This window comes from Acetobacteroides hydrogenigenes, assembly GCF_004340205.1.
GTDB lineage: Bacteria > Bacteroidota > Bacteroidia > Bacteroidales > ZOR0009 > Acetobacteroides > Acetobacteroides hydrogenigenes.
Map to the genome: position 1 here is coordinate 157,096 of NZ_SLWB01000004.1, position 24,951 is coordinate 182,046.

General features: G+C 49.8%; 24 protein-coding genes. 9 read left to right on the forward strand and 15 right to left on the reverse strand.

The window, feature by feature from the left end:
• Nucleotides 1–180: 180 nt before the first annotated feature.
• From CLV25_RS06070 to CLV25_RS06090, 5 genes are read right to left on the reverse strand one after another with little or no spacing between them, the layout of a single operon-like run.
• On the reverse strand, nt 181–519 hold the full coding sequence (locus CLV25_RS06070; RefSeq protein ID WP_131838742.1) for a hypothetical protein: 339 nt from the start codon (nt 517–519) through the stop codon (nt 181–183).
• A 43-nt stretch (nt 520–562) separates the two neighbouring features.
• Nucleotides 563–1,219, reverse strand: a complete 657-nt coding sequence (locus CLV25_RS06075; RefSeq protein WP_131838743.1) for a hypothetical protein — start codon at nt 1,217–1,219, stop codon at nt 563–565.
• 9 nt (nt 1,220–1,228) lie between these two features.
• Nucleotides 1,229–1,600, reverse strand: coding sequence for a GntR family transcriptional regulator (locus CLV25_RS06080; RefSeq protein WP_131838744.1), 372 nt, complete (start codon nt 1,598–1,600; stop codon nt 1,229–1,231).
• Between the two features lie 12 nt (nt 1,601–1,612).
• Complete coding sequence (locus CLV25_RS06085) at nt 1,613–2,368, reverse strand: hypothetical protein (RefSeq protein ID WP_131838745.1); 756 nt, start codon at nt 2,366–2,368, stop codon at nt 1,613–1,615.
• A 9-nt stretch (nt 2,369–2,377) separates the two neighbouring features.
• A complete protein-coding gene (locus tag CLV25_RS06090; RefSeq protein ID WP_131838746.1) occupies nt 2,378–3,214 on the reverse strand; it encodes an ABC transporter ATP-binding protein in 837 nt (278 codons plus the stop codon).
• Between the two features lie 436 nt (nt 3,215–3,650).
• Here CLV25_RS06090 and CLV25_RS06095 point away from each other — a divergent pair, with 436 nt between their 5' ends.
• The gene (locus CLV25_RS06095) at nt 3,651–5,753 is read left to right on the forward strand and encodes a M3 family metallopeptidase (protein WP_207895594.1); all 2,103 of its coding nucleotides are present in this window, start codon (nt 3,651–3,653) and stop codon (nt 5,751–5,753) included.
• 60 nt (nt 5,754–5,813) lie between these two features.
• Here CLV25_RS06095 and CLV25_RS06100 read toward each other — a convergent pair whose 3' ends face one another.
• On the reverse strand, nt 5,814–6,716 hold the full coding sequence (locus CLV25_RS06100) for a patatin-like phospholipase family protein (protein WP_131838747.1): 903 nt from the start codon (nt 6,714–6,716) through the stop codon (nt 5,814–5,816).
• 190 nt (nt 6,717–6,906) lie between these two features.
• Between CLV25_RS06100 and CLV25_RS06105 the strand changes: the two genes are divergently transcribed.
• On the forward strand, nt 6,907–8,964 hold the full coding sequence (locus CLV25_RS06105) for a M3 family metallopeptidase (protein ID WP_131838823.1): 2,058 nt from the start codon (nt 6,907–6,909) through the stop codon (nt 8,962–8,964).
• Nucleotides 8,965–9,377: 413 nt separating this feature from the next.
• On the opposite strand, the gene CLV25_RS06110 is transcribed toward CLV25_RS06105, so the two are convergent.
• Nucleotides 9,378–9,581 (reverse strand): hypothetical protein, encoded by a 204-nt coding sequence (locus CLV25_RS06110; RefSeq protein ID WP_131838748.1) that lies wholly within the window; start codon nt 9,579–9,581, stop codon nt 9,378–9,380.
• A gap of 117 nt (nt 9,582–9,698) precedes the next feature.
• On the opposite strand from CLV25_RS06110, the gene dnaB reads away from it, so the two are divergent.
• From dnaB to CLV25_RS06125, 3 genes are all read left to right on the forward strand, one after another.
• Entirely contained in the window at nt 9,699–11,267 is a 1,569-nt protein-coding gene (gene dnaB, locus CLV25_RS06115) for a replicative DNA helicase (protein ID WP_131838749.1), read from the forward strand.
• A 211-nt stretch (nt 11,268–11,478) separates the two neighbouring features.
• Entirely contained in the window at nt 11,479–11,958 is a 480-nt protein-coding gene (locus CLV25_RS06120; RefSeq protein WP_131838750.1) for an outer membrane beta-barrel protein, read from the forward strand.
• Between the two features lie 198 nt (nt 11,959–12,156).
• Nucleotides 12,157–12,948, forward strand: coding sequence for a carboxylesterase family protein (locus tag CLV25_RS06125; protein ID WP_131838751.1), 792 nt, complete (start codon nt 12,157–12,159; stop codon nt 12,946–12,948).
• Between the two features lie 144 nt (nt 12,949–13,092).
• Here CLV25_RS06125 and CLV25_RS06130 read toward each other — a convergent pair whose 3' ends face one another.
• From CLV25_RS06130 to sqr, 3 genes are all read right to left on the reverse strand, one after another.
• Nucleotides 13,093–13,593, reverse strand: a complete 501-nt coding sequence (locus CLV25_RS06130; protein WP_131838752.1) for a DsrE/DsrF/DrsH-like family protein — start codon at nt 13,591–13,593, stop codon at nt 13,093–13,095.
• Between the two features lie 19 nt (nt 13,594–13,612).
• Nucleotides 13,613–13,924: a TusE/DsrC/DsvC family sulfur relay protein gene (locus CLV25_RS06135; protein ID WP_131838753.1), complete on the reverse strand. Its 312-nt coding sequence runs from the start codon at nt 13,922–13,924 to the stop codon at nt 13,613–13,615.
• Nucleotides 13,925–14,001: 77 nt separating this feature from the next.
• Complete coding sequence (sqr, locus tag CLV25_RS06140; protein ID WP_131838754.1) at nt 14,002–15,234, reverse strand: type III sulfide quinone reductase, selenoprotein subtype; 1,233 nt, start codon at nt 15,232–15,234, stop codon at nt 14,002–14,004.
• A gap of 187 nt (nt 15,235–15,421) precedes the next feature.
• On the opposite strand from sqr, the gene CLV25_RS06145 reads away from it, so the two are divergent.
• Nucleotides 15,422–16,120, forward strand: a complete 699-nt coding sequence (locus CLV25_RS06145) for a Crp/Fnr family transcriptional regulator (protein WP_131838755.1) — start codon at nt 15,422–15,424, stop codon at nt 16,118–16,120.
• Nucleotides 16,121–16,233: 113 nt separating this feature from the next.
• On the opposite strand, the gene CLV25_RS06150 is transcribed toward CLV25_RS06145, so the two are convergent.
• Nucleotides 16,234–16,962, reverse strand: a complete 729-nt coding sequence (locus CLV25_RS06150) for a YjjG family noncanonical pyrimidine nucleotidase (RefSeq protein ID WP_131838756.1) — start codon at nt 16,960–16,962, stop codon at nt 16,234–16,236.
• Between the two features lie 220 nt (nt 16,963–17,182).
• On the opposite strand from CLV25_RS06150, the gene CLV25_RS06155 reads away from it, so the two are divergent.
• Nucleotides 17,183–18,301, forward strand: a complete 1,119-nt coding sequence (locus CLV25_RS06155) for a DEAD/DEAH box helicase (protein ID WP_131838757.1) — start codon at nt 17,183–17,185, stop codon at nt 18,299–18,301.
• Between the two features lie 22 nt (nt 18,302–18,323).
• Nucleotides 18,324–19,700 (forward strand): NCS2 family permease, encoded by a 1,377-nt coding sequence (locus CLV25_RS06160; RefSeq protein WP_131838758.1) that lies wholly within the window; start codon nt 18,324–18,326, stop codon nt 19,698–19,700.
• Between the two features lie 414 nt (nt 19,701–20,114).
• Here the strand turns inward: CLV25_RS06160 and CLV25_RS06165 are convergent, their stop codons facing one another.
• The 4 genes from CLV25_RS06165 to CLV25_RS06180 form a co-directional block, all read right to left on the reverse strand.
• Nucleotides 20,115–20,729: a YqaA family protein gene (locus CLV25_RS06165; protein WP_131838759.1), complete on the reverse strand. Its 615-nt coding sequence runs from the start codon at nt 20,727–20,729 to the stop codon at nt 20,115–20,117.
• Nucleotides 20,730–20,851: 122 nt separating this feature from the next.
• Complete coding sequence (locus CLV25_RS06170) at nt 20,852–21,592, reverse strand: LytR/AlgR family response regulator transcription factor (RefSeq protein WP_131838760.1); 741 nt, start codon at nt 21,590–21,592, stop codon at nt 20,852–20,854.
• On the reverse strand, nt 21,589–22,653 hold the full coding sequence (locus CLV25_RS06175) for a sensor histidine kinase (protein ID WP_131838761.1): 1,065 nt from the start codon (nt 22,651–22,653) through the stop codon (nt 21,589–21,591). The genes CLV25_RS06170 and CLV25_RS06175 overlap by 4 nt, the downstream gene beginning before the upstream one ends.
• A gap of 15 nt (nt 22,654–22,668) precedes the next feature.
• Nucleotides 22,669–23,388 carry a LiaF transmembrane domain-containing protein gene (locus CLV25_RS06180; protein ID WP_165877009.1) on the reverse strand — a complete coding sequence of 240 codons (720 nt, stop codon included), beginning with the start codon at nt 23,386–23,388 and terminating at the stop codon, nt 22,669–22,671.
• 246 nt (nt 23,389–23,634) lie between these two features.
• On the opposite strand from CLV25_RS06180, the gene CLV25_RS06185 reads away from it, so the two are divergent.
• On the forward strand, nt 23,635–24,708 hold the full coding sequence (locus tag CLV25_RS06185; protein WP_131838763.1) for an alkaline phosphatase: 1,074 nt from the start codon (nt 23,635–23,637) through the stop codon (nt 24,706–24,708).
• Nucleotides 24,709–24,951 lie beyond the last annotated feature (243 nt).

Genomic DNA, 24,951 nt, shown 5'->3' on the forward strand with positions numbered 1-24,951 from the left:
GAAATGCGTTTGAAACGCGTCTCAACAAATGAAAAAGCGCCTTTTAGGGGCGCTTTTTCGTCAACCAAATTTCTGATTTGCTAAAACAACCACGTTTTCAATCAGGATATATTCTTTACACAAGCCATTTTGCAGAACGATGTTTTGCTACTTGTGCCTTGCTATTTTACACTAACGGCCCTACCTCTCGCTGCTAATCAGGCTACGGCCTACGTTAATCAAGCCTTGCACCGGAACTGCGAGATCGAAGTTGGGAATCATTGTTCGGCTAGAGCCAAACGTGCTGAACGATTCGCCAATCATATCAGGCAACCCACCCATTTGAGCCTTCACCACACTGGCGCCCGTTCTTAGCTCCATGTAAACCTTCTTGTTGAGATCCTGCGCTAGAGCATCCTTGCCCAGCAGCGGCCTATAGTTGGAGGCCATCAGGCCAACACAGGCAAGAAACATCACACCGCTGAATGCCGTTACGGCTAGCATTACTCGGTCGGTTCGGTTGGTTACAAGTGCTTTCATTGTTGATGGTATTAGCAGCTAAATTTTGGGTATTCGTAAAAAGCTATTCTTTTCCACCTTTAAGGTTGACGTTGGCGTTGCCGGTAACGCTCATGCTAAGCTTGCTGTTGGGCGATACCCCATCGAGGTCAGCGTTATCGCTTAGGCGGATGTCCCAGGCTGCCACCTTAAGCAGCTCACCTGCAGATCCCGACGAGTTGTCAGCCCCCTTGTAGCTGAACGTTTGAACCGAGCCCTTTAGTATGTTCAGGTCCGAGTTGCCAAGCAGCTCCATCTCCAGCTGATCGGCCACCAGCGAGTCGATGGTGCAGCGGGCATCGTTTAGCACCATGCGCTGCAGCTGAGGCATCTCCACGATTACCACCGCGTGGGCATCGTCCTTTTTGATTTTCGAGCTAACGGTTAGCGCTCCGTTAGACTCGGCTACGGCAATCTGCCCCTTATAGGTATCTTCTACAAATACAGCCGTACGGTTTGATGCACCTAGGCGTACCACCACGTCGAGGCTGTTGGTGCCATTTACGGCTACCGATTGGCAAGGGGCAAAGGTTAGCTCCTTCATGCCAAGCTTATTTTGCTTAATGGCCACGCTACGCTCGTTGGCCGCCTTAAGGGTGCGTATTACCTTGCTTGTAGCAACCGCTGTTAGTACAACCGAAAGGGCTACAAATGATAGTATAAGGATATTACTTGTTTTCATACGATTGTTTTATTTGGTAAGGTTAACCTTGTATTCGTTGTACATGCGGTTCAGCTCATCGAAGCTGATCTCGAGCTGAAAGATGCTCTTGAAGAAATTGGGGAGCGAGTCGGTGATGAACTCCTCGCGCAGCAGGCTCTTCACCCTCTGCACGGCATCCTCGGCCACAAAGTAGCCAATGCCCCTTTTGTTGTAGATGATTCCACGGCTTTGCAGATGCTCGAAGGCGCGCATGGCGGTGTTGGGGTTCACCTCGAGCTCTACGGCCAGCTCGCGGATGGAGATAATCTTTTCGTTGACCTTCCACTTGCCCATCATGATGCAATCGCACATGTAGTCGGCAATCTGGATGTATATTGATTTAGTGCTGCTAAATTCCATGGCTACGTGTTTTTAGATTTGTTTTTCTGATAGCCTGAAGTATGCCACTGTCCAGAAGAAGGGAGGAAGAAGCCAAAGAGCAGGTTTCATAAATTGCCCTCTAATAATATCGTTGCCATCCCAATGAACATTGACTCCATTACTGCTTTCGCTAAAAGTTTTAAGTAGCTCGTAGTTCATTCTAATAATGATGCCTGCAACGGCAAAAATCACCCCGTAAAAGAGGACTACTGCCAGCGTTGTTTTCAGCAGGCTGCGCTTGCCAAACCAGATGGAGCCCAGCATGTACACCGACTGCACGATGAGGATATTGCGAATAGTCTCGGCAAAGTTTAAGCCATCGATACTAAAAATGTTCTCCATACTAAATATCCCTGTTGCATTAGCGGCAGCGTAAAAAAGCCCATCAACCGCTAAAAATATCAGGGAGAAAACGATAGGAAATAGAACCGAAGTATATAGGATGGCATTTAGCAGCTTTTCCAGCTGGGATGCGGGCGTTGCAAGGAAGGCCATCCCCTTTAGCTTACCCTTAGTTTCAGAAAATGCCCTATCGGCATAAACGATTCCTAGAATAACAATTCCCACACCAAGCACACCAGTTTGATGTACAATTAGAATTGAACCCGTTGTCGCTATAAGCCCAAAGATTATGGCTAACACCGCGGCCAGACCAAGTATCTCATAAATGGTTGACGATTTGCTATCGAGGAACCTCTTTCTTACAAGGAGGCCAAATCGGTTAAAGTCGAATATGTTGCTTTTCATGGTAGCGGCTTATTTGTTGTTAAACACTTGTTGAATGGTACTCTTTTGGGCTAGCACAGAGTTGAAGAGAATCTCCATATCGAGCTTGCTGGCCTCGCCGTTGGCGTTATGGAAAACCCCGGTAAATCCGCGTAGTGACGATTCGCCGTAGATAGCCGTAGGGGCCTTCTCTACATCAACAGTCTTAAACACCAGTTTTTCGGTGATGGCATCAACAGGTTGGTTAAGGGCAACCACGCCTTCGTCGAGCACAATAACGGTATCGATAAGGTTGTCGAGGTCGCGCACCTGGTGGGTGGAGATGATGATGCAGCGCTCTTCGGTTGCCACCGAGGCCACGATCTTACGGAACTGGCTCTTCGAAGGGATATCGAGGCCGTTCGTAGGCTCGTCGAGGATAAGCACCGAGCAGCTGGTGGCCAGCCCAAAGGCGATAATGGCCTTCTTCTTTTGCCCGTACGATAGGCTCGACAGCTTTTCGTCGTAGCTAATTTCGAACTCCCTTATATAGTTAAGGAAGCTACCCAAATCGAACTTGGGGTAAAACGGAGCGTTAGCTGCTACAAAATCGCGGATTCGCATATCGTTGGTGTGGATATCCTCTGGAATGTAGAAGACATCGCTCAAAAAGTTGGGCTCTCTCTTTTTGGGGTTGAAGCCCAATACAGAGCAGCTGCCGTTGGTTGCGAAAAGCATCCCCTGAATTACCTTAAGCAAGGTGGTTTTGCCTGCGCCATTCTTACCCAGCAAACCGTATATATGCCCTGCTTCGAGGCCTAAAGAAAGGTCCTTGAAAAGCACCTTCTTTTTGCTATAGCCAAACTGCAAGTTTTTGATGTCAATCATCGTTTATTGTTTTAGTGTTCTACTTTGCTAGTACACTGCAAATATAGAACACTATTTTTGGTATCCGCAAGCTTTTATCAAATATTTTTTTACTTTTTCTTCAAAAAAATCTTTTTTCACTGATATTTAAGCATGTACAAGTAGCAGAAAAAGTGCATCGCCGCGAGCTATGCCATACAATTCATAGTTTTGAGGGGTATTTAAGGTATAGTATGGGCACAAAACAGATCTCAAATGCCTACCCCAAAGTTGGTGGAGCGCAAAACAGGGTCTTTTTCACCTAAAGATTTTGATTGGCAACAAGTTTTTTGCTAAAAAATTGTCTACTTAACCATAAGGAGTACGATTTACGGGTTTCCTTTTGGGCGTATCGTACCTTTTTGCTTTTTTTACCCTATCGTTCAACGATAGGTAACTAATAAAAACCGAACAAGCTGTGAAAAGAATTCTTACAATGGCCGCAAGCATAGCCATACTTTTAGGAGGATTAGAGGGTAAAGCCCAAGAAAATCCGTTCTTTAGCGAGTTTAAAACTCCGTATCAGGTGCCCGATTTCCAGAAGATTAAGCTGGAGCACTACCTTCCTGCCTACCAAGAGGCAATCAAGCAGCACGATGCCGAAATTGCGGCAATTGTTAACAACAAGGCCAAGCCAACCTTCGAAAATACGATCGTTGCCCTCGACAATTCGGGAGAGATGCTCGGACGCGTAGGCTCAACCTTTGGAAACGTAATGGGAACCGATGGCGATAAGGCCATGCGCGACTTGGCCAAGCAAATCACGCCGCTAACCTCAAAGCACTACGACGACATCAACTTTAACGAAGGGCTCTTTAAGCGCGTTGAGGCGGTTTACAACAATAAAAAGATTACCAGCAAGCTGACTACCGAGCAGAAGATGCTCCTCGAGAATACCTATAAAGGGTTCAAGCGCTCGGGTGCAGGTCTACCCGTCGATAAGATTGCCCGTCTCCGCCAAATTAACGGCGAGCTGTCGATGCTTTCGCTTAAGTTTGGGGATAACAACCTTGCCGAAACCAACAACTTTAAGCTGGTTCTGGAGAATCCTGCCGACCTAAAAGGCCTTCCACAAAGCGTGGTTGACGCGGCCGCACTAGAGGCCAAAAAGGCAAACCTCGAAGGCAAGTGGGTGTTTACGCTCCAAAAGCCTAGCATGATTCCTTTCCTTCAGTACTCGGAGAAGCGCGACCTACGCGAGCGCCTCTACAAGGGCTACCTCAACCGTGGCAACAACTACAACGAGAACGACAACAAGGAGGTTATCAAGAAGATTCTTACCCTCTCGAAGGAGCGCGCCAACATTCTTGGCTTCGAGACTACCGCCGACTACATTCTAGACGACCGTATGGCCAAGACCCCTGCCAACGTATACAACCTGCTTAAGCAGGTTTGGACTCCAGCCCTTGCCGTTGCTAAGCGAGAGCTGGCCGACATGCAGGAGCTGGCCAAGAGCGAGGGCATGAACGAAACCCTACAATCGTGGGACTGGTGGTACTACGCCGAAAAGGTGCGCAAGGCCAAGTACGACCTCGACGAGGAACAGCTTCGCCCCTACTTTAAGCTCGAGAACGTTCGCGAAGGGGTATTCTACGTAGCCAACAAGCTTTACGGGTTAGAGTTTAAGAAGATTACCAACATCCCCGTTCCCAATCAGGAGCAAACCGAGGCCTTCGAGGTTACCGAAAAGGGTAAGCACGTTGGCATCCTATACATGGACTACCACCCACGTGCCACCAAGCGCGTTGGCGCATGGTGTACCAGCTTCCGCCGCCAGTCGAATGTTGATGGCAAGTACATAACCCCTGTGGTTTCTATCGTGTGCAACTTCTCGGCTCCAACTGCCGATGCCCCTGCCCTACTCAATGCCGACGAGGTAGGAACCCTTTTCCACGAGTTTGGCCACGGCCTGCACAACCTGCTCTCGAACGTTCACTACAAGGGAGTTGCCGCAACCCAGGTGAAGCGCGACTTTGTTGAGCTTCCATCGCAAATCATGGAGCACTGGGCATTTGAGCCAGAGGTGCTAAAGGTGTACGCTAAGCACTACAAAACCGGAGAGGTTATTCCTGCTCAACTAATCGAGAAGCTCGATAAGAGCGGCAAGTTTAACCAAGGATTTACAACCGTAGAGTACGTTGCTGCAGCCACCCTCGACCTCGACTACTACAGCCAAAAGGATTTCAGCAACCTCGACATAAACGAGTTCGAGAAGCAGTCTATGGCCAACTTGGGCATCATCCCTCAGATTGCGCCACGCTACCGCACCACCTACTTTAGCCACATCTGGGGTGGTGGCTACTCGGCTGGATACTACAGCTACATGTGGGCCGAGGTGCTCGATGCCGATGCGTTTGAGGCGTTTGCTGAAAAGGGCATCTTCGATCAGGCAACGGCCAAGAGCTTCCGCGACAACATCCTATCAAAGGGTGGTTCGGACGAGGCGATGACCCTCTACAAGCGCTTCCGCGGTGCTGAGCCAAACATTCAGCCGCTACTAAAGAATCGTGGGCTTAACTAGCTTAAGCATATAGCAGCATAAAATAAAAGCCTGACAGCGTACTGTCAGGCTTTTATTTTCCTACTCCTGGCCATCAACAATATCGGGATGCTCCCGAATAAAGGCCTCCAGCGATTGCTTAGCCTCGTAGTAGCCTATCCAGAACATCTCACTTCCTAGGCGAGTCTCGGTGATCTTGTACCGAACCAGCTCGGAAGGCTCTATGAACAGGTCAACCTGCTCCTTGTCCGTAAACGTATTGGCCCGAATCATGAGCTTAAATATGCGCTCCCATTCCGGCTCGTACATTCTGCCGTGAGCCGAATAGTCCTCAAGCGGATTAACGTGCATGGCGATAACATACTTGCAGGCCCTCCGAATAGGCGATACCGACAGGTTCTGCATCACCCCTCCATCAACGTAATGCTGACCATCAATCAAAACCGGCTTAAAAACCATCGGGATGGCGCTCGATGCGACAACGGGTTTTAGCACATCACCCGTGTAAAAGTAAACGTTTTGCCCTCTTTCGAGGCTGGTTGCATTTACCACTAGCGGGATGTTTAGCCCCTCGAAGGTTGTCTTGGGCAAATTTTGGCGAAGTATTTGGAGCAGATCCTTGGCCTTAAAGAGCAGGTGATGATTGCGCTTGTCCTTACCAGCATCCGGGTTTCTTCCGTTTGCTCTAAAACGGGGAAGCTGCAGCAGCCGAATGTTACTAAAGATATCCAGCATGGCATCTGGCGATTTCCCGCCAGCATACATTACTCCGGCGATTGCCCCTGCGCTCGTTCCCGATATGACATTTGGCCTAACGCCCAGCTCGTCCATCGCCTTAAAGAAGCCGGCATGGGCAAACCCTCGCGCTCCACCACCGCTCAATACCACGCCCACCTTGTATATAGGCGCATCGCAGGTGTACGGATGCCGGCAGCTATCCGATACAATTGTCACCTCGCGCTGTATATCCGATTTCTTCTTCATCTAGTAGCGGCGGCCATTGCCACCAACAAGTTAATCGAAGTAGAGCCTTAGATGCTTTCTACTTAACATTTTCTTCCATATTTTTTTATATGTTTACAGCTTAATGCAGCACAGCTGCAAATAGCAACGACAATCTGCTAACTTAATTCTTAAACCCGTGAAAAAATTAACCATTATTGCTCTTGCCGCTATGGTGATTTTTGGAGCTTGTGGCAAAAAGCAAGCCGACAACCCGCTTCTAGGGAAGTTCGACACCCCGTTCGAAGTACCTCCTTTTGATAAGATCAAAACGGAGCACTACATGCCTGCCTTTGAGGAGGGCATTAAGCAGCACGATGCCGATATTAAGGCAATTGCTGAAAACAAGGAGGCCCCAACGTTCGAGAACACCATTGTTGCGCTCGACACCAGCGGCGCCCTTCTTAACCGCGTATCGATAATCTTCTTCAACCTAAAGTCGGTTATCTCCGACGATAAGATGCAGGAGGTTGCCGGTAAGGTTGCCCCAATGCTCTCGAAGCATTCCGACGACATTACCTTTAACAAGCCCCTGTTCGAGCGCGTTAAAGCCGTTTACGACAAGCGCCAGACCCTCGGACTAAACACCGAGCAAAACCGTCTGGTAGAGCTCATCTACAAAGACTTTATCCGTGCAGGCGCGGCTTTAGATCTTCAAAAGCAGGATCAGCTGCGCAAGATCAACGAGAAGCTTTCGCTGCTTGGCGTGAAGTTCTCGGAGAACCTTTTGGCCGAGAATGCCGCCTTTAAGCTGGTGCTCGACAAGAAGGAAGACCTTGCAGGCCTACCTCAAGGCGTGATTGACGGTGCTGCCGCTACCGCTAAGGAGCAAAAGATGGATGGTAAGTGGGTATTCACCCTCGACCGCTCGAGCATCACCCCATTCCTTACCTACTCGTCGCGCCGCGATCTCCGCGAGAAGATCTACACCGCCTACCTCAACCGTGGTAACAACAGCAATAAGAACGATAACAAGGCGGTTATTAAGGATATCCTTAAGTACAACCTCGAGCGCTCGAGGCTGCTTGGCTTCAACACCACTGCCGACTATATCCTCGACATCAACATGTCGAAGACTCCTGCCAACGTGTTTAAGCTGCTCAACCAGCTATGGACTCCAGCCCTTAACGTGGCTAAGAAGGAGCTTGCCGACATGGAGGCTATTGCCGCTAAGGATGGCATCAAGGACTTTAGCAGCTGGGACTGGCACTACTACGCCGAAAAGGTTCGCAAGGCTAAGTACGACCTCGACGAGGAGCAAATTCGCCCTTACTTCAGCCTCGAGAATGTAACCAAGGGAATCTTCTACTGCGCTAATAAGCTCTACGGGCTAGATTTCAAGCAAATCAACAACGTACCCGTTTACCATAAGGATGTGGTAGCTTACGAGGTTACCGAAAAGGGTAAGCACGTGGGCATCCTTTACATGGAGTTCTTCCCTCGCGAAAGCAAGGGCGGCGGCGCATGGTGCACCGGATACCGTCAGCAAACCAACATCAACGGTAAGTTTGTAGCACCAGTGGTATCCATTGCCTGCAACTTCACCAAGCCAAGCGGCGACACCCCTGCCCTACTGAGCATGGACGAAACCGAAACCTTCTTCCACGAGTTTGGCCACGCCCTTAACGGCCTTCTTGCCAACACTACCTACAACAAGACCGGCTACGCCATCCCAACCGATTTCGTAGAGCTGCCATCGCAGATCAACGAGCACTGGGCATTCGATCCCGAGGTGCTTAAGGTGTACGCTAAGCACTACAAAACTGGCGAGGCTATTCCTGCTGCCCTAGTTGAGAAGATGGGCAAGAGCGACAAGTTTAACCAAGGCTTTGCAACTACCGAATACTTGGCTGCATCGCTGCTCGATATGTCGTACTACACCCTTACCGACGTTGCCAACCTCGACATCGCCAAGTTCGAGAAGGAAACCCTAGGTAAGCTTGGCCTTATCCCACAGATTGCGCCTCGCTACCGTACCACCTACTTCGCCCACATTTGGGGTGGTGGATACTCGGCTGGATACTACGCCTATATTTGGGCTGAGGTTCTGGATGCCGACGGCTTCGAGCTCTTCAAGCAAAAGGGCATTTTTGACCCAGCAACGGCCAAGAGCTTCCGCGACAACGTGCTCTCGCAGGGCGCTGCCGACGATGCTATGGCCATGTACAAGCGCTTCCGTGGCGCCGAGCCAAGCCTCGAGCCACTTTTGAAGAACCGTGGACTAAAGTAGACCATCTACCGATTTAGCATACTTGATGAAGCAGCGGGGAGCAATCTCCGCTGCTTTCTTTTTATGCGAGCAGCAATCCGAAGGGCCATTCCCGAACCTCTTCTGCGCGTACGAACACTTCTGCAGCCGATCCCTCAAGATAAAAGCTCGTACAAACACCTCCAGCCGATGATCCCTAATCAGAAAAGTGCATCGCAACATCTTTCCCGCACCATCTCCCTATCCCAAACGACTGTCGGAGGCTGCAATATTTACTTAAACCAGCCGAACTCTAATATTGCAGCGCAATATTTATTTTACACCAGTCGAACTTGATTATTGCGTTGCAATACTTAAATTCGACTGGAATATTTTAATATTGTAGCCTAAATATTAAAATTACACCGGTCAAATTCAATATTGCGCTGCAATATTCAGCTATTCCGGTAGTATTCCAATATTGCAACCTCCGACAGCACCAACCGCATCGGAGATGGGCCACCGGAGGTCTGCGCATGGGCAACCCGCATCACCGATCGTCCGCCTAAGCCCTTCGAAGCCCCGCTTAGGTTGGGAGATAAGCCTCTAAAGGGCGAGCAAAGCCCATTCCCCCACACCGAATATATGCCGGAGGCCATTACAGGTAGCTGTTCATCATCGGTTAGTACGCGGTGGGTAATTAGTCATAAACTCTTGGGCAGGCCGAACGACCCTTTCGAAATTGTAGCTACTTTTGTAAACCTATCCGAATAAAGATGGCTAAAGGAAACTACAGCAAGAAGCCCCAAACCACCAACGTGGCAACCGTTGGGCTGGAGATGGGCAAGGTACCACCCCAAGCGCTCGACCTCGAAGAGGCCGTGCTGGGCGCAATGATGCTCGAGAAGGATGCGATAATGAACGTAATGGATGTGCTAAAGCCCGAGGCTTTCTACAAGGATGCGCACCAGAAGATCTTTATGGCCATCTCGCGCCTCTCCACCCGTATGGAGCCCATCGATATCTACACCGTATCGCAGGAGCTGAAGCGCACCGAGGAGCTCGACCTCGTCGGCGGTCCCTACTACCTTACGCAGCTTACGCTAAAGGTGGGATCGGCGGCGCACGTAGCCTTCCACGCCAAGATTATTGCCCAGAAGTACATCCAGCGCGAGCTGATCCGCATTTCAAGCGACATCCAGCGCAACTCGTTCGACGAGACCATCGACGTGGAGGAGCTGCTCGACACCGCGCAGATGGAGATCTTCAACCTGGCCGAAGGCAACGTTAAGAAGGAGGCCCTTAAGATGGACTCCATCGTTAAGGATGCCATTGCACAGATCGAGGAAGCCTCCAAGCGTACCGATGGATTGAGCGGGGTGCCCACCGGATTCGTGGGGCTCGACCGCCTCACCTCGGGATGGCAGCCTTCGGATCTCATCATCGTGGCGGCCCGTCCGGCGATGGGTAAAACGGCCTTCACCCTGTCGATGGCCCGTAACATGTCCGTAGACCACCGCAAGCCTGTGGCCTTCTTCTCGCTCGAAATGGGTGCCACCCAGCTGGCCATGCGTCTGATCATCGGCGAAACCGGCATCGAATCGGATAAGGTAAAGAACGGTAAGCTCGAGCCCCACGAGTGGGCACAGCTCGAGGTGCGCATCAAGGATCTTACCGAAGCGCCGCTCTTTATCGACGACACCCCTGCCCTCTCGATCTTCGAGTTCCGCAGCAAGGCGCGTCGCCTCAAAACACAGCATGACATTGCCATCATAATAATCGACTACCTGCAGCTGATGGTGGGACCACCCGAAACGCGCGGCAACCGCGAGCAGGAGGTGTCGGTGATCTCGCGCTCGCTTAAGGCCATTGCCAAGGAGCTCAACATCCCCATCATCGCCCTGTCGCAGCTTAACCGTTCGGTGGAAACGCGCGGCGGCAACAAGCGCCCGCAGCTATCGGACCTTCGCGAATCGGGAGCCATCGAGCAGGATGCCGATATCGTATCGTTCATCCACCGTCCCGAGTACTACGGGCACACCGAGGATGAGGACGGCAACTCGCTCATCGGCATCGCCGAGATCATCGTGGCCAAGCACCGTAACGGTTCGGTAGACGACGTGCGCCTACGCTTCCAAAAGGAGGGAGCCCGATTCCTCGACCTCGAGGATGGCGACATCAGCGCCTACGCCAACCTGCTACCTCAGGGCAACGCGTCAGGAGGCGGAATGGATGGCGGAGCACAGGCCTTTACCGTTGGCTCGAAGATGAACAACGACTTCCCTGGAGGCGGCGAGTTCGACCTTGGCATCAAGAACGGCTTTACCACAGATGTACCATTTTAATGCAGAACGGCGCTTAGCACTGTTGAAATAGCTCCACAGTTTGACGACTATTTTTAACAAACAACAGGAGGGGCTTGCTCTAACCTACTGCAAGCTGTCTTCATAAAGCGCTGCATCCATACCGTTTACAAGCCAGAAGCTATAAAAAGCGTTATTGGGGCAGCGGTTGGCCTCATTTTTGTTGAGTTACTTACCATAAAATAATTTAGGAATGAAAAAGTTACTACTACTAGTAAGCGCAGTGGCGCTACTATCAGGAATCGCTCAAGCGCAAAACCCAATCCCAAAGGGAACTAAAAATCTTAACGCAGGATTCGGACTTGGTGCTTACTCGGTACCCGTTTACTTTGGAATGGATTTCGGCATCGGATACGACCTATCAGTTGGCTTCGAAACCGCATTTCAGGATCGTGCCGACCACTACACAGCATGGAGCTTTGCCGGAAACTGCAACTACCACTTCAACCGAATACTGAACATCCCCAGAAACTTCGACTTCTACGCAGGTGGTAGCATTAATGCCGTTGCCTACAAGTACGACCACGACTACGTAGATAGAGAAACCGGGTTATTCCCAGGGATTCAGGTAGGCGGACGCTACTTCTTTACCCCAAACTTTGGCATTAACGCAGAATTCCGCGGAGGAGATATTCTCTCTGGAGGCAAATTTGGCGTGACATTCAAATTCTAATTCAAACTTACCATACAGCGTGTTTTATGGCGAGAGCGGTGGCTGAAACGCTCTCGCCTTTTTTTGCCTTTTTCCAATCTGCTATAAAATTCTAATTATCCATCAAAGTATAGGTGTAGCCTCTTTTTTTACGTACTTTTCAGAATTGAAGAGAAAGTAAACTCCTGTACAACTATTGTAGACCCTAACTTTACACTGATGAGAACTTGGATTTTAACAATAGCCCTCGCTGGACTTATAGGCAGCAGCGCATTTGGTCAACAACAATTCCAAAAAAAGAACTTTGTACCAACGCAGGGCGATACGCTCAGGTATCAGGTGCTGTTTCCCGAAAGCTATAGCGCCGACAAAAAATACCCCTTGGTAATCTTCCTTCACGGCTCTGGCGAACGTTCGAACGACAACATGCTACAGCTAAAGCATGGATCAAGAATGTTTACCAACCCCGTAAACATGGAGAAGCACCCTGCAATCGTTCTTTTCCCACAATGTCCAGCCACCGAAACCTGGATTGGGAATAGCCTTCCCCAACGCGACGAAAAGGCGAACATTGACTGGAGCCAAATGGCCAACACCCCCATTGCCCCATCGCTCGAAAAGGTGAAGAAGCTTATCGACTTCTACGTTGCCAACGAAAAGGTTGATCCTAGACGAATCTACATCATGGGGCTCTCGATGGGCGGCATGGGCACCTTCGACCTAGTGGCCCGCTACCCCAATCTGTTTGCTGCGGCAATTCCTATTTGCGGAGGCGTTTATGCACCTCGCCTTAAGGACGCGGCTAAAACCGTTAAATTTCGCATCTACCACGGCGATGCCGATCCTGTTGTTTCGTGCAGCAACTCGCGTCAGGCCTATCTAGCACTAAAAGAGTTTGGAGCGTGCGTAACCTACATAGAGTTCCCCGGCGTAGAGCACAACAGCTGGAATCCGGCCTTCAACCAGCCCGATTTCTTCGAATGGCTCTTTAAGCAGAAGAGAAAGAAGTAAGTTTTAGAATCTAAATTTCAGACTCGACTTCGCTCGGCTACCGGGCCGTTATCTATGGCATCTATTTTTTTAACTAACGACTAAAAAGGGGCTGCACCAACTACGATGCAGCCCCTTCTTTATATAATTGGACAGTAATGCAGCTTAGGTAAAAATGATCTGCGTACCCTGACCGCCGCACAGTTCATAGAACTGTCCAACAGTAAGGACATCCTTAACCTCGTCGCTCAAGTCGCTCTTCTTGAGCTTAAACATGTCCATCGCCAGCTTGCAGGCGTAGATTTCGCCGCCACCTGCGGTAATCATCTCCAGAAACTCAGGAACAGTAGGGATATCCAACTTCTCCATCTCGGCTCTCATCATCTTCGAAACACCAGCCTCAACACCGGGTAAAACGCCCAGCAGCGTTGGGAAAGGTAATCCGCCAGGCATGCGCATGGCAGGATTGCCAACGGCTGCCGTATGGAGGCTACTCATCTGCTTTTTGGTAATAGCATCAAGACCAAAGAAGGTAAAGAATACCTTAGTTTCGATGCCCTCCATTACGGCTCCGTTGGCCATTACTAGGGCAGCATACACATCTTCAAGACTCCCTTTGGCGCATATAATGCACACCTTTTTCAATGGATATTCTTCGTTGTTCATAGTATTCGGTTTTTGAGGGTTAAACGCAGCTTAGCGGTTTCTTAACACCGGCTATCTTGGTAGCCAACTTCAGAGGTGCTCCGGGAAAGAGCTCGTAGAAGCCCTTGATGTCTACAACACCCGACTTGCCAACGCTACGAATGGTAAGCGCCTCGCCCTTGGCCACCCTCTCGCGTAGGAAATCGAGCACATGGTAGTGCTTATCGGTAAGTTCAAGGTTGTTCTCCTTTGCAATCGCAGCAGCCACCTCTTTGGTCCACTGGTTAGCGTTTTCGAGGTAGCCTTCGTCGTTTACATCTACCATTACGCCTGCGTATTCTTTTTGTGCCATGTCTTTATTTTGTTTTGTTTTTGTTACGTTGTTCTTGTTTATTAAGACGCGATAAATCGCGTCTCTACCGATTCCTGTTAAACCTTCTTCTTGCCGGCTAGGCTGAACTTGCTTGATACCGGTAGCCTCCGATTCTTCAGCAAGAACTCCCAGTATATAAGCTTAAACGCCAGCTTGCCCCAGTGGTTTAGTCGGGTTACGCCCAAAAGCTTCATAGGCCCAATACCTGGAAGAGGATACATGCCGGGCAGCGGCTCGTTGGTATAGTCGAAGTCGATAAGCGTTCCCTTGCCATGCCCCGTTTCGATGAAGCAGTTGGCATGCCCATCGAACTGGTGCGAGGGCGCCTTGCCGTTGGCATACTCCACGATGTTCTCGGCCAGCACATCGGCGGCGAAGTGGGCAACCGATCCCGCCTTGGAGGTGGGCAGGTTGGCCGCATCGCCAATGGCAAACACGTTGGGCTTATGCACCGATTGCATCGTTCCCTTATCCACCTGCACGTAGTTCATATCGTCCACCAAACCCGATGAGGCTAGGAACTCCTCGCCTAGGTTAACGGGCACCACCACCAGACCGTCGAACTCCACCTCGCGCCCGTCGTACGAGCGGATGATGTTCTTCTCTTCGTCCACTCCCTCCACGTAGAAGTCGGTTACTACCGTTATATTTTTTTCTTCGAGCACCGAGCTCAGCATCTTGGTGGCAACGGGCTTGGTAAATGCGCCCGACATCGGCGTGGTGTAGATGATCTCCACCTTATCGCGAATGCCCTTCTTGGCGAAGAAGGCATCAGCCAAAAAGACGAACTCCAGCGGAGCAATGGGGCACTTGTAGGGTAGCTCGGTGATGGTCATCACCAGCTTGCCGCCTCGGAAATCCTTCAGATAGTCGTGCAGCGCTACAGCCCCCTCGAAGGTGTAGAAGTCGAAGATGTTCTTGTACCAGCGCTCGCCAACCAAGCCGGGCGTTTCGGATGGAGTTGGCACCGTACCCGTAGCCACAATCAGGATATCGTAGCGGATGGCCTCGCCACCTACAAGGTTTACCACATTCTCCTCGGCATCGATGCTAAGAATATCGGCAACCGTGAACTTTACGTTACGAGGAATGAACGCATCCTTCTTCTTCACCACATCCTTAGGCGAGTAAATCCCAAAGGGGATAAACAGGAAACCGGGCTGGTAGTAGTGGATGTTGTTTCGGTCTAAAACCTCAATCTCCCACTCCTTTCGGTCGAGCATCTTTGCCAGCTTATTTGCCATTATGGTGCCAGCCGTTCCCGCACCAAGTATTACCACTTTTTTCATCCTTTTCTATTTCGTTTTTCGGATGGAACCTCTAAAGTCTTGCAGATTCAAAATTTTATATAATTTCGTTCGGGTTGATCGCCCTCTGCTAGTGCAATATTACGACGGAGATTAACGCATTATCAATTGGATGGCATGATAAAGATCAGCACATGATATTTATCACATTTATAAAACGAGCAAAAACATGGGAAATAACGGGATGCTGTGCTCATGCAAGGAATGTATTGTCCGAAACCTCATCTTCGAGCATGTTTCGGTGGATGAGCTAGCCGACTACTGCTCCACCAAAACCGAGCGAAACTACAAAAAGGGAGAAGCCATCATCCACGAGGGCGACCCCATCACCTCGTTCCTGTACATCCAGAAGGGGCTGGTGAAGCTGCACCGCCACACAGCCGACTCGGCCTACGACCAGATCATCTCCATAGCCCTACCGTTCGACCTCATCAGCATCCTCTCCGTTTTTTCGGATACCCGCTACAACCTCTCCATCACCGCCATCGAGGATACGGTGGTGTGCGAGTTCGACCTAAATAGAATTAAGGATTTGGTAAGAACCAACGGCGAGTTTGCGCTCGACCTACTAGCGCGCATCAGCCGAACCACCGACAACATCCTCCGCCGTAACAACGACATCAACAGCAAAAACCTGCGCGGGCGCATCGCCTACATCCTGCTCTTCTTTTCCAACGACATCTACAAAAACCGATTCTTCGAGCTGCCCATCTCGCGAAAGGAGATCGCCGAGCTCATCGGGATGACCACCGAGAACGTCATCCGCATCCTCTCCGAGTTTCGGAAGGAGCACATCATTCGGATAAACGGTAAGGAAATTGAGATTGAGGATGCCGATAAGCTGAAGATGATCTGCCTGCACGGATAATGCTAGACCTTGAAGTAACCTGAAGTGGCTGCCAAAGATTCAGACGTGGCGGCTAATAAAATAGTAGTGGTCGCCAAGGATTCAAACATGATAGTTAGCTTGCCAGCGGAAGCCTACAGCAGCCGCTTGAGCTCAATCAGATCACGAATCTGGTAGGTAGGAGCAAACGAGCCCTCGTCCCCTTGCGGAGTGTAGAACACCTGATCGATACCCGCGTTGCGAGCCCCCACGATATCCACCTCAAAGTCATCGCCCACCATCAGCGCCCTACTAGGTTTGCACCCCGCTTCGCGAAGCGCCTGCTCGAAGATGCGCACGTCGGGCTTCTGGTGCCCCACGTTCTCGGAGGTAAGCATCAGATCGAAATACTGCTCTAGCCCGCACGCCTTAAGCTTAATCCACTGCACCTCGTTAAAGCCGTTGGTGATAATCAGCATGCGGTAGCCGCGCTTCCGGAGGTACTCCATCACCTCCATGGCATTCGGCATCAGCGACGTTTTGGTTGGGCTGTCGGCAATGTAGCGCACGTCGAGCGTTTGGGCCAGCACCTCGTCCTTCACCTTCGCCGACTTAAGGGTCAGTGAAAAGCGCATCTTTCGGAGCGTATCCTTTGCCACCCTACCGTGGCGGTACTCGGCCCAAAGGCGCTCGTTATGCTTCTGGAATATCTCGTGAAACTCATCGAAGGTTTTAAAGTGGCGGAAGAGTTCAAACTCCTGGTAGAGATCGCTAAGCGTAACGCGCGCGTTGCCCTCAAAGTCCCACAACGTACGGTCGAGGTCGAAGAAAATATGGGTGTAAGGCTTGCCACCTAGCTGCCGGATGATGGGTTTCAGATTCATGGGATGTAAAAATAGCGGTTTTAGCCAATAGCCTCCCCCCGTTGAGCTACTTTAAGGTAATATAAGAATCGCCCTAAATGGTCGGAAAAACCAGCGACAAACGGTTTGGCTTGCAAGGATACTAAACACCTACAAAGCTTTATATTTTGTCAAGCCCCGTCTAAGATGCTACATTTCCCACGATAATTACTACTTTTGCAAGCAACTAAATCAATAGGAATTGGAGTTTAAAGACTTAAACCTCTGTAGCGGAGTTCTCGAAGGCCTAGAGGCCATGAACATCACTACCCCAACACCTGTTCAGGAGAAGGCAATACCGGTAATCCTCGAAGGGAAAGATCTTATCGCCTGCGCTCAAACCGGAACAGGTAAAACCGCCGCCTTCGTACTGCCCATCATCGACAAACTCGCCAACCGCGAGAACCACAACAAAGCGACAACCCTTATCCTAGTGCCCACCCGCGAGCTGGCCATCCAGATCGACCAGCAGATTATGGGCTTCAGCTACTTTACCCCTGCCACCTCGGTAGCGGTGTACGGTGGAAACGACTCGATGCTGTGGGAAACGCAGAAAACCGCGCTCATCAACGGTGCCGACATCATCATTGCAACGCCGGGCAGGCTGATTACCCACCTCAACTTCGACTACTTTAAGCTATCGGACATCGAGCACTTTATCCTCGACGAGGCCGACCGCATGCTCGACATGGGTTTCGTGGACGATATCACCGCCATTGCCGCTAAGCTTCCAGCCAAGAGGCAAACCGTGATGTTCTCGGCAACCATGCCCGATAAGATCAGAAAACTGGCAAGAAAGATTCTGCATAATCCTGTCGAAATAAACCTGGCAACCTCCAAGCCCGCCGAAAACGTGCTTCAGGCCGTTTGCATGGCCGAAGACCCCGAAAAGGTGAAGATTCTGATCAGCCTGCTAAAGGATAAGCCCAACATCAAAAGCGTGGTCATCTTCTCCTCTACCAAAACCAAGGTAAAGGAGATTGAAAAGACGCTTAGAGCGGCCAAGCTAAATACCGCCTCCATCCACTCCGACCTCGAACAGAAGGAGCGCGAAGAGGTTATGCGCCGCTTCCGCTCGCGCGACATCCAGCTGCTGGTAGCCACCGACATCATCTCGCGCGGCATCGACGTGGAAAATATTGACATGGTGGTAAACTTCGACGTACCCCACGACCCCGAAGATTACGTACACCGCGTAGGCCGTACGGCCCGCGCACAGGCCGAAGGTGTGGCCATTACCTTTGTTAACAAGAAGGATAAGCGCCTACTCGACAATATCGAGAAGTTCCTTGGGAATAAGATCTATCATTATCGTCATTAATAACTAACAACTCGAGCTCCCTATGTTGGAAAAAATTTTCAAGCTGAAGGAACAGAACACAAACGTCAGAACCGAGATCGTTGCTGGTATTACTACGTTTGTAACGATGGCCTACATCCTCTTCCTTAACCCGAACATTCTTGCGGGAACAGGGATGAATCACAACGCCGTGTTCTTTGCAACGGCGGTTGCTGCCGGTGTGGTATCGATCGCAATGGGATTTGTAGCCAACTTCCCTATTGCCTTGGCTCCTGGAATGGGATTGAACGCGTTCTTTGCCGCTATTGCCGTACAAGGCGCCGGAATGCCCTGGCAGGCGGCTCTTGGTGCCGTGTTTATCTCAGGTATCATCTTCGTTATCCTGACCGTTACCAAGGTTCGCCAGATGCTGGTTGTTGCCGTTCCAAACTCGCTTAAGGTGGCCATCACCGTGGGTATTGGACTTTTTATCACGGTTATCGGCATTAAGCTTTCGGAGATTATGGTGGTAAAGGCATCGCTCATTCCTCCAACCCTTGAGCAGATTAACGCCAACCCAGCCGCCCCTGCAGCGCTCAAGTTCTTCGAATGGAACATCGGGCTAGGAAACTTCACGAACCCGGCAATGGCGCTTTCGGTTATCGGCCTATTCATTTCGGTTCTTTTGATGACCTTACGCGTAAAAGGATCGCTGCTTATCGGGATCGTAATCACTACGCTTATAGGAATTCCTATGGGGGTAACCGTTATCCCTGAGCATTTCTCCCCATTTGCGCTCCCCGATTTCAACAACCTAGCGGTGGGGGCTCTCGACATTAAGGCCGCCCTCAACATGGGAATCTGGACGGTTGTGTTCACCTTCACCTTCGTTGAGCTTTTCGACACCTTCGGCACCCTTGTTGGTACAGCCCGCAAGGCCAACCTCATCGACAAGAACGGCAACTCGCCAAAGATTGGTAGGGCCATGCTTGTTGATGCATTTGGGGTATCGTTTGGCGCATTCCTCGGAACATCGACCATCACCGCTTACGTAGAGAGCGCAGCCGGTATCGGCGAGGGCGGACGTACGGGGCTTACTGCAGTTACCACGGGTATTCTGTTCCTGTTGGCCCTAATCCTGGCGCCTCTTGCAGGACTAATCCCCAACGCTGCAACCGCACCAGCGCTTATCATCGTTGGTCTTCTAATGGTTTCGAGCATTCATGAGATCGACTTCAACGATTTCACCGAAGGCTTCCCTGCATTTATGACCTTTATTATGATGCCGTTCACCTACAATATCGCCAACGGTATTGCCGCAGGTATCGTATTCTACACCGCCCTCAAGGTGGTTACCGGAAAGTGGAAGCAGGTGCACTGGATGATGTACCTACTTTTCGTACTCGTAATCGTCCGCTATATCTTCCTAGCCGAACACTAGCCGATAGCAAGCACTATACAAAAGAAGCCCTCGCCCAAAAGCGGGGGCTTCCTTTATTTGGGAGGTGCGATGCGTGGTATGCAATGCAAAAGGCAATGCGATGAAACGGGGAATCGGAGCATCGAATGTACCCTTCCCAAAGCTGTGAAACGATGATCGGAGGGTCAAATGTACCCTTCCCAAAGCTGGGAAACGGTGATCGGGGGGTCGGATGTGCTCTTCACAAAGCTGGGAAACGGTGATCGGAGGGTCGGATGTGCCCTTCACAAAGCTGGGAAACAGTGATCGGAGGGTCGGATGTGCCCTTCACAAAGCGGTGAAACGGAAAATCCCCCGTTAGCTTCAGAATCCGCCTGCGTAATCCCCCCTACGGAGGAATGCTCTGCCCCACACAGGACAACCGCAGTGTTCGGCCTAAAGCACCATGCTGAACATAACAGCCCCAATTACAATAGAGGCAACGACCCCAAGCGCGATCCAGTTAAAGTACTTCTCGATAAACACCTTGACGCCGGCTCCAAATCGCCATATCAGAAAAGCGATCAGCAGGTAGCGGCCGCCACGTCCAACAATAACGGAGAGGATAAAGAAGAAGAAGTTGACATCGAAAACGCCCGAGGAAATGGTTACCAGCTCGAAGGGTATGGGCACAAACCCTGCCGCAAATACCAAAAGAGCTCCCCATTTGTCGAAAAGGCCCTGTATGCTCTGATAGGCAGCCACGGAGAATCCCGGCAGATGGTCGAAAAAGAAGCGGGCGATGGCCGTGTAGTCTCCGCTAGCATCAACCCACGCAAAATATCCGATAAAGTAGCCAACGGTTGCGCCCAATATGCCCCCAATGGCGGCAACCTTGCCGTAGAACATTGCCCTATCGAGATTGGCGATTATGAGCGGGATGAAAAGCAGCATAAACGGGAATACCGAGAACACCGATTCGAAAAAGGCAGCAATAAATAGGATAGCAACCCCATAACGGGAGTGCGCCTTTTCTATGATCCACTCAAATAGCCTACGGAGGTACGACATGGAAGCCTAACGATTTCTTTAAGGTTATTTCATCATCAATTAAGATGCCACTTAGGCCGTTGCCCAACAGAAGAAAGCTAAACCTGGGGCTATGCAACAAAAATTAAGCATCAAAAGGAGTCCTATAGCTTAAGCGCATCCTTTAGCGCCTTGTAGCCCGAGCTGCTCGCTTTAACCTGATCGCCATTTTTCAGCTTAACGATGTAGTTCTCCTTCTCGAAGAGCTCGATACGGCTTATTTCGTTTATGTTGATGATGTACGAGCGGTGTATTCGGATAAACGTATCGGGGTCGAGATGCTGCTCGAAGTACTTCATGGTTTTTTCCTTAAGGAACTTTCCCTCTTTGGTGTGGATCATCACGTAATCGCCCTCCGACTCGAGGTATACGATATCTCCGATGGCAATAATCTCAATCTTTGATCCCGATTTTACGGCGATGCGCTGCAAAATTTCGGTTTTCTCCTCGGCCAAGGCGATAACTTCGGTAAAGTTCTGCTCGGTCTGAGATGCAATACGCCCCACTACCTTCTTAACCGCATCGGCAAAGCGCTCGCGCGAGAAGGGCTTTAGCAGGTAGTCAACCGCGTTCTCATCAAAAGCCTTTATGGCGTAGCTGTCGTAGGCCGTGGTGAAAATGACATGAGGCTTATGCTCAATAATCTCGAGCAGCTCGAATCCCGAAAGCTTCGGCATTTGGACATCCAAAAATATTAAGTCGGGATTGTGCTCGTTAATGCTCTTTACAGCGGTAAAGCCATCGGCACATTCGCCCAAAACCTCAATCTCCGAGAAGTCTTCCAGGAATTTCCGAACCAGCATGCGAGCGGGCTCTTCATCATCAATAATTAACGTACGAATCATGCAACACTCTTTTTTGCAGGTGGTATAATGAGGGTAACCTCAAAAACCTGATTCTCATTCTTTATATGGAGCAGCGTTTCGTTCTGGTATATGAGCTTTAACCGCTCGGCTATGTTGCGAAGCCCAATGCCTGCACCCTTACCCATTGGGGCTCCCTCTTGGTAGTTATTCTTTATGGATACAATCAGAATATCGTTATCCATGTAAGCGTTAGTTTCAATAATGATAGGCTCTGTGCTCTCGTAAACCCCGTGCTTAATGGCATTCTCGTACAAGGGCTGGAGGATCATAGCCGGAATATCGGCCGCTAGCGCATCGTTGGTAAGCGAAAAGCGGTACTGCAGCTTAGCCCCAAAGCGAATCTTCTCAATCTCAAGGTACCTATGGATGTTTTCGATCTCCTTGCTTAGCGCCACAATGGCAGCCTTCTCCTGCGATACGGTATAGCGCAAGTAGTCGGAGAGCTTAACCACCATTTCCTGCGCCCGATCGGCATCAACCATTGTTAGCGAGCTAATCGAGTTAAGGCTGTTGAATAGGAAATGTGGATTAATCTGAGATCGTAGCATGCTTATCTCAACCTCCTTCAGCGACTGCTGCAGCTGCAGCTCGGTCTCGTGCTTTTCTCGAAGATTCCTCGCATAAATGTGGAGGTAGTACGAGAGAACTACAATAGCATACCCCATAATCCCCTGAAAGATCCCGAAGGAAAGCTGCTCTTCGAGCGGTATCGTTGCTGTTTTTCCGGTAGGAAAAATGGCTATTACAATATGGAAACTAATGCTAAACCAGATTATGATGAACACCGATGCAGTTGCTAAGTGGTTAAAGGCTATCATTATCCATCCTTCCTGCTTTTGGCAGCTGCTTACCGGATACCACAACGGGATGGCGAGGACCGCAAAGACTGTACTGAATACTAGATTCCCCAAAAAAACTTCCTCGATCGGCGAACTGCCGTAAAAGTATTCGAGAGAGCTATTTAGTGTCAGGATGAAGCCCCATACAACCGCATAACCAATGCCAAGTACCCTACTTTTAAAAATGGGATGGTCAAACATCTACTTAAAATAAAACTACACACTCTTAATTTCACCTCCGCCAAACACGCAAACTCCTTTTACGATAAGGCGCTTACGAGGCTCAACTGCCGACGTTCGAACAAAGCTACGCTTGTCGCTAAATCCGCCAAGGATGGATACCACCTCAACCTGAACCTCCCAATCGGATGGAACGTAGAGGGTAATGCCTCCAAAAACACAAATTGTTTCAACTACGGCAATATCATTCTCGAATTGAGCTTGCGATAGGTCTACTTCAGAGCCCCCAAAGATGTTGGTAAACTTCCCTCCCCTAAACTTAGAGGTATAGCGACGTTTCGATCCGCCAAAGAGGTTAAAGTCATCAACCACTCCGTCGGTTTCTACCGTGGTCGACTGCGAAAAGTTTCTCTCAAAGTAGCCCTCCGTTTTTTTTTCATCGGAAGGTCGCCTTATGCTATGCTTTAGGATAAGCAGCACTCCTCCACCAATCAGCAGTATAGGCCAAAACATCCCAATAAAGTTGAAGGGTAAGTCGATAATGCGAGGAACTAGGAAGAATGCTCCTATCATAATTAGGATCAACCCCGAGACGTAGCTTTCTCGGCTAAATATGTTTACAAAGCCAATAACAATCAGCAGCATCTGCCAGGTGAAAATCCAGTGGGTTATCTCTGGGCTAATAAGGTTCATCTTCTCAAGCATCAAGATGAAGCCTGCAGCTATCAGTACAAATCCGAATGCAATCTTTTTCATGGTTCTAGATTGTGAACTACAACAGGGTCTCATATGTAAAGAGGTATTAAAGGTAACAACTTTTTATGCTCCAAAATTAAAATTGCAGGGCTTCCCTTTCAATAATTAATCGACAAGTTGGAGGAAGGTTTAGATAAACCGCCTGTTTTGGAGGATGAGCGCTCCACTCTTTTTACGAAATATTGGTTCTCGAGCTTGTTTTAATTAAAAAAAACTGATCTTAGTAGCCAAAAAAATCAGACCTCAATGAAAAGATTGCTTATTGTTGGCTTAATGCTGGCTGCGTCCTTTGCCAACGCACAGAAATCGCCTAAGAATATTATTCTTATGATTGGTGATGGAATGGGGTACAACACGGTTTCTCTTCGCATCTTGGAGGCCAACGGAACCTCCAATTTCGAACGTTTTACCCATATAGGCTCCATTAAAACCTACAACTCGGATGGCGGCATTACCGATTCGGCTGCCGGAGGAACGGCATTTGCCATTGGCGAAAAAACCAAGGATGGCGTTGTGGGCATGGACGCAAACCTTCAGCCCAAAACGAACCTAATGGAGGTTGCCCAAAAGAATAAGCAGGCAACGGGTATTGTGGTTACCTGCGCGCTTACCCACGCAACTCCTGCCTCATTTTCGGCACATCAGCCAAAACGAAAAATGGCTGAAGAGATTGCTAACGACATCATCAACTCCAATATTGACCTGCTTGTTGGTGGCGGTATAAAGCACTTCACCAAGCGAAAAGATGGACGCAACCTGTTTGACGAAGCAAAAACAAAGGGCTACAACGTATTTACCGATACCACGTCGTACTTTAGCGCAACACCTCAAAAGGCAATGGTGCTGGTCGCAGACGAACACCTTAAAGCAGCCGACAAGGAAAGGGGCAACTTCCTCCCCCGCGCAACTATGAAAACGATCGAACTCCTTAGGGATAATAAAAAAGGATTCTTTATGATGGTAGAAGGATCGCAAATAGACTGGGCTGCACACGGGAATGACGCCAATCAGATAAAGGCCGAAATGGCAGACTTCGACAAAACCATTGGCGCTGTTCTTGACTTCGCCCAAAAGGATGGCAACACCCTTGTTATTGTTTTGGCAGACCACGATACCGGAGGCTTAACCCTTCCTCCTACCGAGGTGAACAACCTTAGCGAAGAATACGGCAGCTACGTCGTTAAGTTTTCTACCGGAGCGCACTGTGGAACCCTTATCCCTGTATTTGCCTATGGCCCCGGCGCCGAAAAATTCCAGGGCATCTACCAGAATAGCGACGTTTTCCACAAGATTATGCAGCTGAAGAAGTGGGGAAAGTAGGAAGAAGAAGTTAAACGGAAGTGGCGCGAAGCGACATCCCGCCTAAGCGGAATTAAAGAATAGGCCTCTTTATTCACCTCTCAAATCACATATCGCAAATCACACATCCTCATAAGGGCCTTTCGAAAGAGAGGTCTTTTTTTATTTTCGCCAACAACCAAAAGGACATCACCATTTCCTTCTGATTACCAATAAATACTAATTTATCCAATTAGCACGGCTATTTGAGGGAAAGTTGTAAAT

Excerpts from the sequence above, each read along its gene's own strand:
- CLV25_RS06125 (WP_131838751.1), top strand. The coding sequence starts at position 12,157 with ATGAGAACTTGGATTTTAACAATAGCCCTCGCTGGACTTATAGGCAGC.
- CLV25_RS06185 (WP_131838763.1), top strand. The coding sequence starts at position 23,635 with ATGAAAAGATTGCTTATTGTTGGCTTAATGCTGGCTGCGTCCTTTGCC.
- CLV25_RS06100 (WP_131838747.1), bottom strand. The coding sequence starts at position 6,716 with ATGAAGAAGAAATCGGATATACAGCGCGAGGTGACAATTGTATCGGAT.
- CLV25_RS06075 (WP_131838743.1), bottom strand. The coding sequence starts at position 1,219 with ATGAAAACAAGTAATATCCTTATACTATCATTTGTAGCCCTTTCGGTT.
- CLV25_RS06145 (WP_131838755.1), top strand. The coding sequence starts at position 15,422 with ATGGGAAATAACGGGATGCTGTGCTCATGCAAGGAATGTATTGTCCGA.
- CLV25_RS06070 (WP_131838742.1), bottom strand. The coding sequence starts at position 519 with ATGAAAGCACTTGTAACCAACCGAACCGACCGAGTAATGCTAGCCGTA.
- CLV25_RS06180 (WP_165877009.1), bottom strand. The coding sequence starts at position 23,388 with ATGAAAAAGATTGCATTCGGATTTGTACTGATAGCTGCAGGCTTCATC.
- sqr (WP_131838754.1), bottom strand. The coding sequence starts at position 15,234 with ATGAAAAAAGTGGTAATACTTGGTGCGGGAACGGCTGGCACCATAATG.
- dnaB (WP_131838749.1), top strand. The coding sequence starts at position 9,699 with ATGGCTAAAGGAAACTACAGCAAGAAGCCCCAAACCACCAACGTGGCA.
- CLV25_RS06175 (WP_131838761.1), bottom strand. The coding sequence starts at position 22,653 with ATGTTTGACCATCCCATTTTTAAAAGTAGGGTACTTGGCATTGGTTAT.
- CLV25_RS06150 (WP_131838756.1), bottom strand. The coding sequence starts at position 16,962 with ATGAATCTGAAACCCATCATCCGGCAGCTAGGTGGCAAGCCTTACACC.
- CLV25_RS06160 (WP_131838758.1), top strand. The coding sequence starts at position 18,324 with ATGTTGGAAAAAATTTTCAAGCTGAAGGAACAGAACACAAACGTCAGA.
- CLV25_RS06130 (WP_131838752.1), bottom strand. The coding sequence starts at position 13,593 with ATGAACAACGAAGAATATCCATTGAAAAAGGTGTGCATTATATGCGCC.
- CLV25_RS06110 (WP_131838748.1), bottom strand. The coding sequence starts at position 9,581 with ATGGCCTCCGGCATATATTCGGTGTGGGGGAATGGGCTTTGCTCGCCC.
- CLV25_RS06165 (WP_131838759.1), bottom strand. The coding sequence starts at position 20,729 with ATGTCGTACCTCCGTAGGCTATTTGAGTGGATCATAGAAAAGGCGCAC.
- CLV25_RS06085 (WP_131838745.1), bottom strand. The coding sequence starts at position 2,368 with ATGAAAAGCAACATATTCGACTTTAACCGATTTGGCCTCCTTGTAAGA.
- CLV25_RS06120 (WP_131838750.1), top strand. The coding sequence starts at position 11,479 with ATGAAAAAGTTACTACTACTAGTAAGCGCAGTGGCGCTACTATCAGGA.
- CLV25_RS06080 (WP_131838744.1), bottom strand. The coding sequence starts at position 1,600 with ATGGAATTTAGCAGCACTAAATCAATATACATCCAGATTGCCGACTAC.
- CLV25_RS06170 (WP_131838760.1), bottom strand. The coding sequence starts at position 21,592 with ATGATTCGTACGTTAATTATTGATGATGAAGAGCCCGCTCGCATGCTG.
- CLV25_RS06135 (WP_131838753.1), bottom strand. The coding sequence starts at position 13,924 with ATGGCACAAAAAGAATACGCAGGCGTAATGGTAGATGTAAACGACGAA.
- CLV25_RS06105 (WP_131838823.1), top strand. The coding sequence starts at position 6,907 with ATGGTGATTTTTGGAGCTTGTGGCAAAAAGCAAGCCGACAACCCGCTT.
- CLV25_RS06090 (WP_131838746.1), bottom strand. The coding sequence starts at position 3,214 with ATGATTGACATCAAAAACTTGCAGTTTGGCTATAGCAAAAAGAAGGTG.